General features: G+C 75.3%; 13 protein-coding genes. 10 read left to right on the forward strand and 3 right to left on the reverse strand.

Translation table 11 applies throughout. The features are described from left to right. Positions 1 to 29: 29 nt before the first annotated feature. Entirely contained in the window at positions 30 to 683 is a 654-nt protein-coding gene (gene shbA, locus AB0B41_RS06610) for an RNA polymerase sigma factor ShbA (RefSeq protein ID WP_358199727.1), read from the reverse strand. A gap of 379 nt (positions 684 to 1,062) precedes the next feature. Here shbA and AB0B41_RS06615 point away from each other — a divergent pair, with 379 nt between their 5' ends. The 5 genes from AB0B41_RS06615 (at position 1,063) to AB0B41_RS06635 (ending at position 7,350) form a co-directional block, all read left to right on the forward strand. After that, complete coding sequence (locus tag AB0B41_RS06615) at positions 1,063 to 2,715, forward strand: helix-turn-helix domain-containing protein (protein WP_358199729.1); 1,653 nt, start codon at positions 1,063 to 1,065, stop codon at positions 2,713 to 2,715. A 21-nt stretch (positions 2,716 to 2,736) separates the two neighbouring features. Further along, entirely contained in the window at positions 2,737 to 4,098 is a 1,362-nt protein-coding gene (locus AB0B41_RS06620) for a cystathionine beta-synthase (RefSeq protein WP_358199731.1), read from the forward strand. 59 nt (positions 4,099 to 4,157) lie between these two features. Beyond that, entirely contained in the window at positions 4,158 to 5,105 is a 948-nt protein-coding gene (locus AB0B41_RS06625; protein WP_358199733.1) for an endonuclease/exonuclease/phosphatase family protein, read from the forward strand. Between the two features lie 10 nt (positions 5,106 to 5,115). Then, positions 5,116 to 6,264, forward strand: a complete 1,149-nt coding sequence (locus tag AB0B41_RS06630; RefSeq protein WP_358199735.1) for a cystathionine gamma-synthase — start codon at positions 5,116 to 5,118, stop codon at positions 6,262 to 6,264. A gap of 207 nt (positions 6,265 to 6,471) precedes the next feature. Continuing rightward, the gene (locus tag AB0B41_RS06635) at positions 6,472 to 7,350 is read left to right on the forward strand and encodes an alpha/beta hydrolase (protein ID WP_358199737.1); all 879 of its coding nucleotides are present in this window, start codon (positions 6,472 to 6,474) and stop codon (positions 7,348 to 7,350) included. A gap of 61 nt (positions 7,351 to 7,411) precedes the next feature. Here the strand turns inward: AB0B41_RS06635 and AB0B41_RS06640 are convergent, their stop codons facing one another. Further along, positions 7,412 to 7,678, reverse strand: a complete 267-nt coding sequence (locus AB0B41_RS06640) for a hypothetical protein (protein ID WP_358199739.1) — start codon at positions 7,676 to 7,678, stop codon at positions 7,412 to 7,414. A gap of 135 nt (positions 7,679 to 7,813) precedes the next feature. On the opposite strand from AB0B41_RS06640, the gene ilvA reads away from it, so the two are divergent. After that, entirely contained in the window at positions 7,814 to 9,040 is a 1,227-nt protein-coding gene (gene ilvA, locus AB0B41_RS06645) for a threonine ammonia-lyase (protein ID WP_358199990.1), read from the forward strand. 3 nt (positions 9,041 to 9,043) lie between these two features. Here the strand turns inward: ilvA and greA are convergent, their stop codons facing one another. Then, positions 9,044 to 9,532 carry a transcription elongation factor GreA gene (greA, locus tag AB0B41_RS06650; protein ID WP_358199741.1) on the reverse strand — a complete coding sequence of 163 codons (489 nt, stop codon included), beginning with the start codon at positions 9,530 to 9,532 and terminating at the stop codon, positions 9,044 to 9,046. A 396-nt stretch (positions 9,533 to 9,928) separates the two neighbouring features. On the opposite strand from greA, the gene mca reads away from it, so the two are divergent. The 4 genes from mca (at position 9,929) to AB0B41_RS06670 (ending at position 14,148) form a co-directional block, all read left to right on the forward strand. Then, the gene (gene mca, locus AB0B41_RS06655; RefSeq protein ID WP_358199744.1) at positions 9,929 to 10,822 is read left to right on the forward strand and encodes a mycothiol conjugate amidase Mca; all 894 of its coding nucleotides are present in this window, start codon (positions 9,929 to 9,931) and stop codon (positions 10,820 to 10,822) included. A gap of 101 nt (positions 10,823 to 10,923) precedes the next feature. Next, positions 10,924 to 11,250 carry a hypothetical protein gene (locus AB0B41_RS06660; protein ID WP_358199746.1) on the forward strand — a complete coding sequence of 109 codons (327 nt, stop codon included), beginning with the start codon at positions 10,924 to 10,926 and terminating at the stop codon, positions 11,248 to 11,250. Between the two features lie 188 nt (positions 11,251 to 11,438). Beyond that, complete coding sequence (locus AB0B41_RS06665; RefSeq protein ID WP_358199748.1) at positions 11,439 to 13,448, forward strand: thioredoxin domain-containing protein; 2,010 nt, start codon at positions 11,439 to 11,441, stop codon at positions 13,446 to 13,448. 109 nt (positions 13,449 to 13,557) lie between these two features. Further along, positions 13,558 to 14,148, forward strand: a complete 591-nt coding sequence (locus AB0B41_RS06670; protein ID WP_358199992.1) for a hypothetical protein — start codon at positions 13,558 to 13,560, stop codon at positions 14,146 to 14,148. Positions 14,149 to 14,241: the final 93 nt, after the last annotated feature.

The following is a 14,241-nucleotide window of genomic DNA, read 5'->3' on the forward strand; positions in this document are numbered from 1 at the left end:
GTGCGGCGGGCTGCCGCACGGCACCGCGCTCACCCCTCGTTCAGCCAGGTCCTGAGTTTCGCGAGCGCCCGGTGCTGCGCCACCCGCACCGCGCCAGGGGTCGAGCCCACGGCCGTGGCCGTCTCCTCGGCGGACAGCTCGCCGAGCACGCGGAGCACTACGATCTCCCGCTGCTGGGCGGGCAGCCGGTCGATCAGCGCCATCAGCTCCGTCATCTGCGCCGCGCCGACCGCGGCGGCCTCCGGCCCGGCCCGCACGTCCGTGGCCTCCGGCAGGTCGTCGGACGGGTCGGAGCGGTCACGGGCCGCCGCGCGGTACGCGTCGGCGATCTTGTTTCGCGCGATCCCGTACGCGAAGGCCATGAACGGCGTCACCAGGTCCCGGTAGCGCGGCAGGGCCGTGCAGACCGCCATCACCACCTCCTGGGCGACGTCCTCGGGGGTCGCGAGACCCGGCGCCCGGTGTCCGAGCCGGCCCCGGCAGTAGCGGACCAGCAGGGGGTTCGCGGCACGCAGCAGCGCGTCGAGCGCGCGCCGGTCGCCGTCGGCGGCGACCCGGGCGAGATCCGTGAGGCGGGCGTCGAGCTCGGCGGTGCGGTCCGGGATCCGACGGGCGGGGCGCCGGCCCGGGGCCCACGACCCCGTTCCGTCCTCCCCGCGGGACCCCTCCTCGCCCGCGTGCACCCGACGTCTGCCTCCTCCGGTCCTCACAACGGGGCACGGGACGGGACGGGGCCCGCGGCGCCCGGCGGTGGTGGGCGCCGCGGGTGCTCGGGACCGGGCCGGGCGACCCGGTCGGGGAGCGCGGCGACACGGGCGACGGCGGCGTGCCCCTCCGGCCGCCACCCACGTCGGAACCCCGGAATCTAGTCCGAACGGACGGCCGGCGTGCTCCGGAGAGACGCACCGACGGGGACTCGTACAACTTCGTACAGCCGGTCCGGCCTCTGACGTCGCCATCCGGCACCGGTGCCGGACGACGCACGCGACCGCCGTGCCGCCCTATCCTGCCCCGGCACCCCGGGGACGGCCCCGGGCGCGGTCGCCGAGGGGGAGCCGGGGTATGCCGCCGCAGCCGTCCGGCGATCCGGACGTCGTCGCCGACCGGGCGGGGCTGGCCGAGCAGCTGGGCCGGATGAAGGACGCGACCGGGCTGAGCTTCCGCGCGCTCGCCAAGCGCACGCAGGAGTCGGGCGTGCCGCTGCTGCCGTTCACCACCTTCCGGGACTACGTGCAGGGCCGGTCGCTGCCCTCCCCGGTCCGGCTCGACGCCCTGCTCACGGCGTTCGGCGTGGCCGCTGCCGATCCCGTGCGCGAGCGGTGGCGGGCCGCGCTGCGACGTGCGGCCGCGGCGCCGTCGAAGCCGCCGCCCGGGTTGCGCCCGTATCCCGGCGCCGCGCCGGTCGAGGGGCGGTTGCCCGGGCGGGCCGACCTCGTGGCCGAGATCGTCGGGCGGGTCCGGGACGCGCGGGCGGCGGGCGGGGTCGTCGTGGTGACCGGGCCGTCCGGGGCCGGAACGAGCTCGCTGCTGCGGGCCGGGGTGCAGCCGGTGCTCGGTGACGTCGTCGGGGCGGCCCCGGACGCCGATCTCGCGGCCCTGCTCGGTGAGGCGACGACCGTACTGGTCGACGACGTCCACCGCGCCGCGGAGGCGGGGCCGCTGCGGGAGGCGCTCGGCGCGGTGCCGGCCGGCCGGGTCGTGCTGCTCGGGATCCGCGAGGACGCCCTCGCCGCGCTGGGCGAGCTCGCCCGCGACCCGGTGCGCGTACCCGGGATGTCCGCGGCGCAGCTGCACGAGGTCGTCACCGGGCCCGCCCGCGCGGCCGGGTTCCCGGCCGCCGACGGGCTGGCCGAGCTCGCGCTGGGGGAGCTCGGGGTGCCGCCCGGCGCGCCGTCGTCGCCGCCGGGGGCGTTGCCCCTGCTGGCCCTGGCCCTCGCCGCCGCCTGGGAGCGGACCACCACGACCGGCGGGCCGGAGATCACCATCGCGCACCACCGCGAGGCGGGCGGGGTGCACGGTGCGGTCGAGCGCACCGCCGAGGCCGCCTACGCGGCTCTCCCGCCGGAGCGCCGGGTGCTGGTCCGGCCCCTGCTGCTGCGGCTCGTCCGGGTGCCGGGAGCGGCGGGCGTCGCCGACCCCGTGCGCCGGCGCATCCGCCGCTTCGGGCTCACCCACGGGCTCGACGCCGGGCCGGCCGCCGAGACCGACGCGACCGTCGAGGCGCTGGTCGCCGCCCGGCTCCTGGTCGCCGGGGAGGGCACGCTCGAGCTCGCCCACGACGTCGTGCTGCGGGCGTGGCCGCGGCTGGCCGGCTGGGTCAGGGAGGACCGCGAGCGCCGACCGGGGCGCGGCACGGTCACCGAGGGCGCGCGGATCTGGCACGACAGCGGCCGGGACGAGGGCGCGCTCCTCGGTGGCCGCGCGCTGGCCGAGGCGTCGGCGTTCGCGGCGGCGGAGCCTGCCGAGCTCTACCCGCTCGAGCACGAGTTCCTGACCGCGAGCCGGGCGCGCGAGGAGGCGGGCGGGCCGCGGCGGACCCGGCGGCTGCAGGTCGCCGTCGCGGTGCTCGCCGTGCTGCTGGTGGTCGCGATGGCGGCCACGGCCTACGCCCTCACCCGGCTCCCGGCCGACCGGAGTGGGCACGGCCTCGCCCCGCCGGGTGGCGTGGGCGTCGCCGTGGCCGCCGGGGCGGAACCGCGCGCTCCGTCGCGCTGAGCCATCGGGCACGATGGCGGCATGCGCTACGCCGAGCACATCTCCGACCTCGTCGGGAACACCCCGCTGGTGAAGCTGGGCGGCATCGCCGAGGGCCTGTCCCCGCTGGTGCTGGCGAAGGTCGAGTACATGAACCCCGGCGGCAGCGTGAAGGACCGCATCGCGCTGAAGATGGTCGACGAGGCGGAGGCCTCCGGCGAGCTGCGGCCCGGCGGCACGATCGTCGAGCCGACGTCGGGCAACACCGGCATCGGCCTGGCCATGATCGCCCAGCGCCGCGGCTACAAGTGCGTGTTCGTCTGCCCGGACAAGGTCGGCGAGGACAAGCGCAACGTGCTCAAGGCCTACGGCGCCGAGGTCGTCGTGTGCCCCACGGCGGTCGACCCCGACCACCCCGACTCGTACTACTCGACGTCGGACCGGCTGGTCCGCGAGATCGAGGGCGCCTGGAAGCCGAACCAGTACGCCAACAGGAACAACCCTGCGTCGCACTACGAGGCGACCGGGCCGGAGATCTGGGAGCAGACCGAGGGCCGGATCACGCACTTCGTGGCCGGCATCGGCACCGGCGGCACGATCTCCGGCACCGGGCGGTACCTCAAGGAGGTCTCCGGGGGCCGGGTCCGGGTGGTCGGCGCCGACCCCGAGGGCTCGGTGTACTCGGGCGGGACCGGGCGGCCGTACCTGGTCGAGGGCGTCGGCGAGGACTTCTGGCCGACGACCTACGACAAGGAGGTGTGCGACGAGATCGTCGCCGTCTCCGACGCGGACTCCTTCCACATGACCCGCCGGCTCGCCCGCGAGGAGGCGCTGCTGGTCGGCGGCTCGTGCGGGATGGCCGTGGTCGCGGCGCTGCGGGTGGCGCAGACCGCCCCGCCGGACTCGGTGATCGTCGTCCTGCTGCCCGACGGCGGCCGCGGCTACCTCGGCAAGGTCTTCAACGACTCGTGGATGGCCAGCTACGGCTTCCTCCCGCCGAGCGCGGGCGCCACGGTCGGGGACGTGCTGCGGCGCAAGGACGGCACGCTGCCCGACCTGGTGCACGCCCACCCGAACGAGACGGTCGCCGACGCCGTGCACTACCTGCGGGAGTTCCACGTCTCGCAGATGCCGGTGGTCCGCGCCGAGCCGCCGGTGATGGCGGCCGAGGTCGTCGGGTCGGTGGTGGAGCGGGACATCCTCGACCTGCTGTTCACCAACCGCGCCAAGCTCTCCGACCGGCTCGACCAGCACATGTCCCCGCCGCTGCCCACGATCGGCGCGGGGGAGCCGCTGGAGACGGCGATGGGGGCCTTCGCCGCCGCGGACGGCGCGCTGGTCCTGGTCGACGGCAAGCCCGCCGGCGTCGTCACCCGCTCGGACGTCCTGGCGTTCCTCGGCTGACCCCGCTGGGCGCCGCCGCTCACAGGGGCCCCTCAGGCGGCGCGGCTACCGTCGGGCCCATGCGGAGATCCCTGCTCGCGACCGTGTTCGGCGCGGGCGCCGCCGCCGTCGTCCTGCCGGACCGGCTGGGGCTCGACCGGCGGCACCCCTTCACCGCGCTCGGCGCGCTGCGTCCGCACACCACGGCCGCGGCGGCGGTCGCCGCGGGTGTCCTCGCCCTGGCCCGGCCCACCCGCCCGGCCGCGCTCGCGGTGGGCGCGGTCGCGGCAGCGGGGGCGGCGGGGCTGGTCGGACGGGTCGTGCCGCGCCGCCGGCCCGGCGGCACCGCGAACGTGACCGTGCTGGCCGCCAACGTCTGGGACGGCAAGGCCGACGCCGGCGCGCTCGCCGCCCTGATCGCGCGCGAGCGCCCCGACCTCGTGTCGCTGCCGGAGTCCGGGCTCGAGTACCGGGACAAGCTGATGCCGCTGCTCGACGGCCTCGGCTACCGCTCCTGGGTCTCCACCGAACCGGGCAAGCCCGACGGCTGGTCGGTCACCCTGCTCGTCGCGGACCGGATGGGCGACGTGGAGGTCGGCTCCGGGCCGGAGCTGCGCCGCCAGCACCTCTGGGCGCGGGGCGGGCTGCTGGGCAACCGCCGCTTCCACGCCGTGCACCCGCAGGCACCGTTGGCCCGCTGGCAGGCCCGCGTGTGGTCGCGGGACATGGACAGCATCGCCCGATGGTGTGCCGCGCTGCCCGCGCCGATCGTCGCCGGGGACCTCAACGCGACCCTCGACCACGGCCCGCTGCGCCGCGCGCTGACCGACGTGCGCGACGCCGCCGAGGGCACCGGCAGGGGCCTGACCGGCACGTACCACGCGGCGCTGCCCCGGTGGGCCGGCATCCGGATCGACCACGTGCTCGTGCCGCGCGAGGCGACCACGACCCGGTACGAGATCGTCGACCTGCCGGGCACGGACCACCGGGCGGTCCTGGTGGGCATGGAGGTGCCGGGACCCGCGTAGCCTCGCGGCCATGCGCGGCTTCTCCACCCGGGCCATCCACGCCGGCCAGGACCCCGACCCGACCACGGGCGCGGTGATCGTCCCGATCCACGCCAGCTCGACCTTCGCCCAGGACGGCGTCGGCGGGCTGCGCGGCGGGTACGAGTACTCCCGCTCCGCCAACCCCACCCGCACCGCGCTGCAGGAGTGTCTGGCGGCGCTGGAGGGCGGGCGGCACGGCTTCGCGTTCGGCTCGGGCATGGGCGCGTCGGACGTCCTGCTGCGGGTGCTGGTCAGGCCGGGCGACCACCTCGTCATCCCGCACGACGCCTACGGCGGCACGTTCCGGCTGGTCGACAAGGTGCTCACGCAGTGGGGCGTGGAGTACTCGACCGTCGACCTGGCCGACGTCGACGCGCTGCGGGCCGCGCTGCGCCCGACCACCAAGGTCGTGTGGTGCGAGACCCCGACCAACCCGCTGCTCGGGATCGCCGACATCGCGGCCCTGGCCGAGGTCACGCGCGGGGCGGGCGCCCGGCTCGTCGTCGACAACACCTTCGCCTCGCCCTACCTGCAGCAGCCGCTGGCCCTCGGCGCGGACGTCGTGCTGCACTCCACGACCAAGTACGTCGGCGGCCACTCGGACGTCGTCGGCGGCGCACTGGTGCTCGACGACGACGAGCTCGCCGAGCAGCTCCGCTTCACCCAGAACTCCGTGGGCTCGGTCCCCGGCCCGTTCGACGCCTGGCTGACGCTGCGCGGCGCCAAGACCCTCGCGGTGCGGATGGAGCGGCACAGCGACAACGCCGAGCGGATCGCCGACGCCCTGGCCGCGCACCCCGCCGTTGCGCAGGTCCTCTACCCGGGCCTGCCCGGCCACCCGGGCCACGAGGTCGCCGCGAAGCAGATGCGCCGCTTCGGCGGGATGGTGTCCTTCCTGGTCGCGGGCGGGAAGGAGGCCGCACTGAAGGTCTGCGCCTCGACACAGCTGTTCACGCTCGCCGAGTCCCTCGGCGGCGTCGAGTCGCTGATCGAGCACCCCGGCCAGATGACGCACGCCTCGGTGGCGGGCTCGGCGCTGGAGGTGCCGGACTCCCTGGTCCGGCTCTCCGTGGGCATCGAGGACGCCGAGGACCTGGTCGAGGACCTCCGCACCGCCCTCGACGCGGCCGCGTCCTGACCCCGGTCTCCCCGTGGCGCTCGTGCGAGCGCTACGGGGAGACCCCGCCGGGAGCGCCTGCGGGACGTGCGTGGCGGTCCGCCGTAGCCCGGCGGCGTGAGCTCGACGAGGAGGACGAGTGACGACCCCCGGATCCGACCGCCTACCGGGAATGCCGGCCGGACGCCTCGTCCACCACTATCTCGACGCCCCGCGGAAGGACACCCCATGAGCACCGTGACCGTCTCGCACCTCGGCGGCTCGACCGTCGGCTACTCGTTCGCCCATCCCTACGACCCCGCCCTCCCGACGCTGGTCCTGGTCAACTCGTTCACCACCTCCGCTGAGCTGTACCGCCCCCAGTTCGCCGATCCCGCCCTGACCTCGAGGGCCAACCTGCTCGCCATCGAGCTGTACGGGCACGGCCGGACCCGAGCCACGTACTCGCACTTCACCTACTGGGACAGTGCGATCGCGAACCTCCAGGTCCTCGAGCAGCTCGGGATCCGCGACGCCTTCGTCCTGGGCACCTCGCAGGGCGGGTGGGTCGCGGTCCGCATGGCACTGCTCGCCCCCGACGTCGTACGGGGCGTCGTCCCGCTCGGCACCTCGATGGACTACGAGAGCGCGCGCAGCCGCGACCTGGGCTGCTGGGACGGGATCGCCTTCTGCACGCCCTCCGTGGACGGCCTCGCCGGGTCCGTCGGCGACGACTGGGTCGTCCCGGACGAGTTCGTCGACGGCGTCCTCGAGGCGGGGCTGGGCCCGAACGTGGCCGCCGACGAGCGGGCCTTCTGGATCGCCGAGTACCGCCGCAACTACACCGGCGACGACGGCCGGCACCGGCTGCGGGTCAGCACGATCAACCTGCGGGACCGGGACGGGCTGCACGGCAGGCTCGACGAGGTCCGCTGCCCGGTCCTCTGGCTGCACGGCACCGCCGACGCGGTCTACTCGGTTCCCAACGCCGAGGAGGAGATCCGGATGTTCGTCCGCTCCCGTGACGCGCGGCTGCAGGTCGTCGACGGCGGCCAGCACTTCCTGAGCGCCTCCGACGCCCCGGCCGTGAACGCCGCGACGGCCGAGTTCATCGAGCGCTGGACCTGAGCGGCTCGCCACGTGCGGCCGTCGCGGCCGGCCGTGCCCCTACCTGGTCCACAAGGCGCCTCTACGAGCGCGGGGGTACCGGGGCCGCGGGAAGGACCGAGGTCGGGGCCGCGGGGGCGGCGGGGATCACGAGGTCGTCGGGGGAGAGGCAGCCGCCGACGAGCTCGTACCCGCCGGGGACGGCGACGTAGTGGCCCGGGTCGGCGCAGCCCGCCTGCTCCACGGTGACGATCGCGAGCGTGCCGAGCACCGCGGCGGCGAGCAGCGGGACCGCCGCGCGGGCGCCCTTCGGCCCACCCGTCGGCCGGTGACCCACCCCGCCCCGCATCGTGCCTCCCCCGCGACAACCGCCCGTTCGCGAGGCTACCGGGCCCGGTGGCACGATGCGGAGGTGAACGCCGACAACGGGACGGCAGGCCTGCGAACGGTCGACCGTGGTCCCTCGACGGCGGCCCCGGTCGGGATCGAGGAGGTCCGGGGGGCCCGTGAGCTGCTCGCCGGCGTCACCCGGACCACGCCGGTCGCCCGGTCCCGCGCGCTCGGCGAGGCGGTGGGCGGGCCGGTGTGGTTCAAGTGCGAGAACCTGCAGCGGACCGGCTCGTTCAAGATCCGCGGCGCGTTCACCCGGCTGGCCCGGCTGTCCGACGACGAGCGGGCCCGCGGCGTGGTCGCCGCCAGCGCCGGCAACCACGCGCAGGGCGTGGCCCTGGCCGCGAAGCTGCTGGGCATCGACGCGACCGTGTTCATGCCCGCGGGCGCCGCGCTGCCCAAGGTCGAGGCGACCCGGGGCTACGGCGCGCATGTCCGGCTCGGCGGGACCACCGTCGACGAGGCCCTGGCCGGCGCGCTCGAGCACGCCGAGCGGACCGGGGCGGTGCTCATCCACCCGTTCGACCACCCGGACGTGATCGCCGGGCAGGGCACGGTCGGCCTGGAGATCCTCGAGCAGGTGCCGGACGTCGCCACCGTCCTGGTCGCGACGGGCGGCGGGGGGCTGCTCGGCGGGATCGCCGCGGCCGTCAAGGCGGAGCGGCCCGAGGTGCGGGTGGTCGGCGTCCAGGCCGCGGGTGCAGCGGCCTGGCCCGCGTCGCTGGCCGCCGGCGAACCCGTGCCGCTGGGCGGCATGCGGACCATCGCCGACGGCATCGCGGTCGGGCGGCCCGGCGACGTCACCTTCCGGCAGGTCGAGGCCCTCGTCGACGAGTTCACCGTGGTCGGCGAGGACGCGCTCTCCCGCGCCCTGCTGTTCAGCCTGGAGCGGGCGAAGATGCTGGTCGAACCGGCCGGCGCCGCGCCCGTGGCCGCCCTGCTCGACGACCCGGCGCGGTTCACCCCGCCCGTGGTCGCGGTGCTGTCCGGCGGCAACGTGGACCCGCTGGTCCTGCTGCACGTGATCCAGAACGGCATGGCCGCGACCGCGCGCTACCTGTCCCTGGTCGTGCGGATCGGGGACCGCCCGGGCGCCCTGGCCACGCTGCTGACCCGGGTGGGCGAGCTCGGCGCCAACGTGATCGACGTCGAGCACACCCGGATCAGCGCGACCGTCCCGATGGGGGAGGTCGACGTGGCCGTGAGCCTGGAGATGCGCGGCCCGGAGCACTGCCGCGAGCTGGTCACCGCACTGCGGGTCGCCGGTCACCGCGTGACGGTGACCGGCGTGCCGGAAGGCGATCCGCGGCTCGGGGCGTGAGGGTCAGCCGGTGAAGGGCTGGATGTCGACGAGCGTGACCCGCATGCTGCCGCCGTCGGGCAGCGCGTAATGGCGGTCCTCGCCCTTCTTGGCGCCCAGCAGCGCGGCGCCGAGCGGGGAGTTCGGCGAGATCACCTGCAGGTCGCCGTGGCTGCCCTCCTCGCGGGAGCCGAGCAGCAGCTTCTCGGTGTCGTCGTCGTCCTCGTACTTGATGGTGAGGACGGTGCCGGGTGCCGCCTCCTCGGCGCTGGTCGGCGAGGTGCCGACCTGGGCGGTGCGCAGCAGCTCCTGCAGCTGACGGATGCGGGCCTCCTGTTGGCCCTGCTCCTCGCGGGCGGCGTGGTAGCCGCCGTTCTCCTTGAGGTCGCCCTCCTCGCGGCGGGCGTTGATCTCGGCGGCGATGACGGGACGGTTCGCGATCAGCTCGTCGAGCTCCGTCTTGAGCCGGTCGAAGGCATCCTGGGTGAGCCAGGTCACCTGAGTCTCCGTCACGGTCATCACTCCTCCAGCGAACCGGGCACCGCACCGCGCGGGCCGGGCGCCCGGCACGTCGCACGGGCACGTTCGGGGCCGTCCACCTACAGGCCCCGAGTAAGGAAAAACACGACCCGCCTGCGGGCCGTGTGCGAGCAACCCTAGCACGGGGCCGACCGCTCGGCGCGGTCCTTCGGCGAACGGTCGGGAGTCCGACGAAGTTCCCGGGGAGGGTGTTTGTGCTGGTCGGCGGGGGCCGGGAAGAGTCGCGGGGGGTTCGGCGTTGACCTCCCGCGGGAAGAACGTCGGTGGTGCATGCCAGGATCGGCCTCGATCGGCCGAGGCGGCGCCCCGGCCCTGCGACACACCGCCCGCCCCCGCGGGCGCGAGGACACGGAAGGACCCCGGTCACCCATGACGTCCGAACGCGAGCCGTTGCGGCTGATGACCGTCCACGCCCACCCGGACGACGAGTCGAGCAAGGGTGCGGCGACCACGGCCCGGTACGTCGACGAGGGCCACGAGGTCATGGTCGTCACGGCCACCGGCGGCGAGGCGGGCAGCATCCTCAATCCGGCCATGGACCGGCCGGACGTTCTCGAGAACATGACCGCCATCCGGAAGCAGGAGATGGCCCGGGCGGCGCAGATCCTCGGGGTGCAGCACCGCTGGCTCGGCTTCGTCGACTCCGGTCTGCCCGAGGGCGACCCCAAGCCGCCGCTGCCGGAGGGCTGCTTCGCGCTGGTCCCGTTGGAGGAGTCCACCGAGGCGCTGGTCCGCGTGATCCGCGAGTTCCGGCCGCACGTCCTCGTGACCTACGACGAGAACGGCGGCTACCCGCACCCGGACCACATCCGCACCCACGAGGTGTCGATGGCGGCGTTCGACGCGGCCGCGGAGCCGGACCGCTTCCCCGGGGCCGGCGCGCCGTGGCAGGTGCTCAAGCTCTACTACTCGCACGGCTTCTCCAAGAAGCGGATCCTCGCGTTCGACGAAGGGCTGAAGGCCCGCGGCCTCGAGTCCCCGTACGCCGAGTGGATCGCCAACTGGAAGGACCGGCCGGACCCGGGCGAGCGGGTCACCACGCGGGTGGAGTGCGCGGACTGGTTCGACCGCCGGGACGACGCGCTGCGCGCCCACGCCACCCAGATCGACCCGACCAGCCGCTGGTTCTTCACGCCGCTGGACGTGCAGCGCGAGATCTGGCCGTGGGAGGAGTACGAGCTGGTCCGGTCGCTCGTGCCCAGCCCGACCCCGGAGGACGACCTGTTCGCGGGCCTGCGCGAGCCGGCGCTGCGGGCCGGCTGAGCGACCCCCGACCGGCGCCCCCGACCGGGGCTGCACGCGCGTCGTGCGGGCCCGCGTAGCCTGGACCTCCGAGGACGTGACCTGCGGAGGAGTGACGGAACGTGCTGGTCGAGCTGGGCGCCGTGCCCATCGGGGCGACGGTTGCGACGGTCCTGGCGCAGAACCCGGAGCCCCCGCCCGACAAGGGCGAGGAGTTCGGCAAGGCCTCGCCGGTCGCACTCGTCGTCATCCTGTGCCTGGCGGTGGCCACGATCGCGCTGATCGTGTCGATGAGCCGACGGATCCGGCGGCTGCCGCAGTCCTTCGACGAGGAGCCCGGCGGTGAGGCCGGCACGGAGGCCGGCGCGGACACCGCGGCCGCGGACTCCGCCGAGGCGCCCCGCGACGGCAGCGGCACGGCCGCCGGGGAGCGTCCCGAGCAGCGGTGATCCCGCGCTGATCCCGCGCTGATCCCGCGCTGATCCCGCGCTGATCCCGCGCTGATCCCGCGCTGATCCCGCGCTGATCCCGCGCTGATCCCGCGCCGGTCCCGCGCCGGTCCCGCGCTGACTGTCCGCCGAGACGGTGCCGGGGTGTCCGGGCGGCGGGTGGCGCCCGCCGGTGACAGGGTGGGCGCATGCCCAACCGGCTCGCGGAGGCGACCAGCCCGTACCTGCTCCAGCACGCGGACAACCCCATCGACTGGTGGGAGTGGTCCGACGAGGCGTTCGCGGAGGCGCAGCGCCGGGACGTCCCGGTGCTGCTCTCCGTCGGGTACGCCGCCTGCCACTGGTGTCACGTGATGGCGCACGAGTCGTTCTCCGACTCGGAGACGGCCGTGCAGGTCAACCGGGACTTCGTGGCGATCAAGGTCGACCGCGAGGAGCGCCCGGACATCGACGCCGTCTACATGGCGGCGACCCAGGCCATGACCGGGCAGGGCGGCTGGCCGATGACCTGCTTCCTCACCCCGGTCGGCGAGCCGTTCCACTGCGGTACCTACTACCCGCCCACGCCGCGCCACGGCATGCCCGGCTTCCGGCAGCTGCTCGACGCCGTCACCCGGGCCTGGACCGAGGACGGCGCCCGGATCCGTGGGACCGCCGGCGAGATCGCGGCCCGGTTGGCCGATGCCGCCCGGGCCGAACCCACGCCGGTCGCGGTCGGCCCGGACGTGCTCGACGCCGCGGTGGCCGGTCTCGCCGCGGACTTCGACGCCGAGCGCGGCGGGTTCGGGGGAGCACCCAAGTTCCCGCCGTCGATGGTGCTGGAGTTCCTGCTGCGCCACCACGAGCGGACCGGGTCTGCCGACGCCCTGCGGATGGTCGAGCGGACCTGCGACGCCATGGCGCGCGGCGGCATGTACGACCAGCTCGCCGGCGGGTTCGCCCGGTACAGCGTCGACGCGGCCTGGGTGGTGCCGCACTTCGAGAAGATGCTCTACGACAACGCCCTGCTCCTGCGTGTCTACGCGCACTGGGCGCGCCGTACGGGCTCCCCGCTGGCGACCCGGGTGGCCGAGGAGACGGCCGGGTTCCTCCTCACCGACCTGCGGACCCCCGAGGGCGGCTTCGCCTCCGCGCTCGACGCCGACACGGACGGCGTCGAGGGCCTGACCTACTCGTGGACCCCGGCGCAGCTCGCCGAGGTGCTCTCCCCGGAGGACGCCACCTGGGCCGCCCAGCTGTTCGAGGTGACCGAGGCGGGCACCTTCGAGCACGGCGCGTCGACACTGCAGCTGCTGCGTGACCCGGACGACCCCGAGCGCTGGGAGCGCGTGCGCACCGTGCTGTACGCGGCCCGCTCCACCCGCCCGCAACCCGCGCGGGACGACAAGGTCGTCACCGCGTGGAACGGCCTGGCGGTGCAGGCGCTCGCCGAGGCGGGCGCGGCGCTCGGGCGGCTGGACTGGGTCGCCGCCGCGGACGAGACGGCCGACCTGCTCCTGCGCCTGCACGTCGTCGACGGTCGGCTCCGCCGCTCCTCGCGTGACGGCGTGGTGGGCACGGCCGTGGGTGTGCTCGACGACCACGCCGCCCTCGTCGAGGGCCTGCTCGCGCTGCACCAGGCGACCGGCGACCCCGGGCGGCTCGCCGCCGCCGTCGAGATCCTGGACCTGGCCGTCGCCCGGTTCCGCGGCGACGGCCCCGGGAGCTGGTTCGACACCGCCGACGACGCCGAGGAGCTCCTGCACCGGCCGCGCGAGATCACCGACAACGCCACGCCGTCGGGCGGGTCCGCGATGGCCAACGCGCTGCTCACCGCGTCGGTCCTGGCCGACGAGGAGCACTCCGGCCGGTACCGGGAGCTTGCCGAGGAGTCCGTGCACGCCGTCGGCGGGCTGTTCGGCCGGCACGCCCGCTTCGCCGGGCACTGGCTGACCGCCGCCGAGGCGCTGACCTCCGGCCCGCCGCAGGTCGCGCTGGTCGGCCCCGTCGGCGACCCGGACCGGGAGGAGCTCCTGGCCCGGGCCCGCGCGCTGGTGCCGGGCGGCGGCGTGGTCGTACCGGGGGACCCGGACGCGCCGGGGGTGCCCTTGCTGGCCTCCCGCCCGCTCGTCGCGGACCGGCCCGCCGCGTACGTCTGCCGCGGGTTCGTGTGCGACCGGCCGGTGACCACGCCGGAGGAGCTGGCCGCCCTTCTCTGACTCCGCTCTCCTCAGGCTTCCGTCCGCCGTCGGAGAACGTTCTGACGTGCCTTGTGTTGCTGTGTAATCTCGTAAGCATCGCAGCGGGAGGTGCGGGATGACGGGACGGATGCACAAGGGCTGGCACGGCGGCGGGCGCGGCCAGGGGCGCGGGCCCCGCGGCGGGTGGCAGCAGGCGGACCTGCCGGACACGGGCGACGCGGCCGCGTGGCTGCGGGGCCGGCTGCCCGACGACTGGTTCGTCGGCGCGCCCGACGTGACGATCGACCGGGAGGAGATCGTGATCGTCGGCGAGCTGCCGGCGGTGGAGGGCGACTTCGCGGACACGGACGCCGGGCGGGCCGAGAAGGCGGCCGCGGCGGCCGGGCGCATCTCGCGCTTCCGCGAGGAGACGCGGGACGAGCGGATCGACATCGCCCGCCAGGCCGAGCACCGCTACCAGCGGAAGGTCGCGTGGGGCGCCCGGATCGGCGACGTCGAGGAGCTCTTCACCACCGCGTCGGTCCCGGTGATGACGCGGCTGCGCCAGGCCGAGCGGATGGTGCTGGACACGCTGGTCGACTCGGGCGTGGCGCGCTCGCGGTCCGACGCCCTTGCCTGGGCCGTGCGCCTGGTGGGTCGCAACGCCGACACCTGGCTCGCCGACCTGCGCGAGGCCATGGCCAAGGTCGACGAGCTGCGCACCCGCGGCCCCGAATGACCTGTGAGTGGCGATATTCGCTATAGCGAAGATAGCCACTCACGAGGGGCAGAGCGCGAACCAGTTGGCGAAGTGGTGGGAGTTAGCGGCCAG

This window comes from Pseudonocardia sp. NPDC049154 (assembly GCF_040648315.1).
Lineage (GTDB): Bacteria > Actinomycetota > Actinomycetes > Mycobacteriales > Pseudonocardiaceae > Pseudonocardia.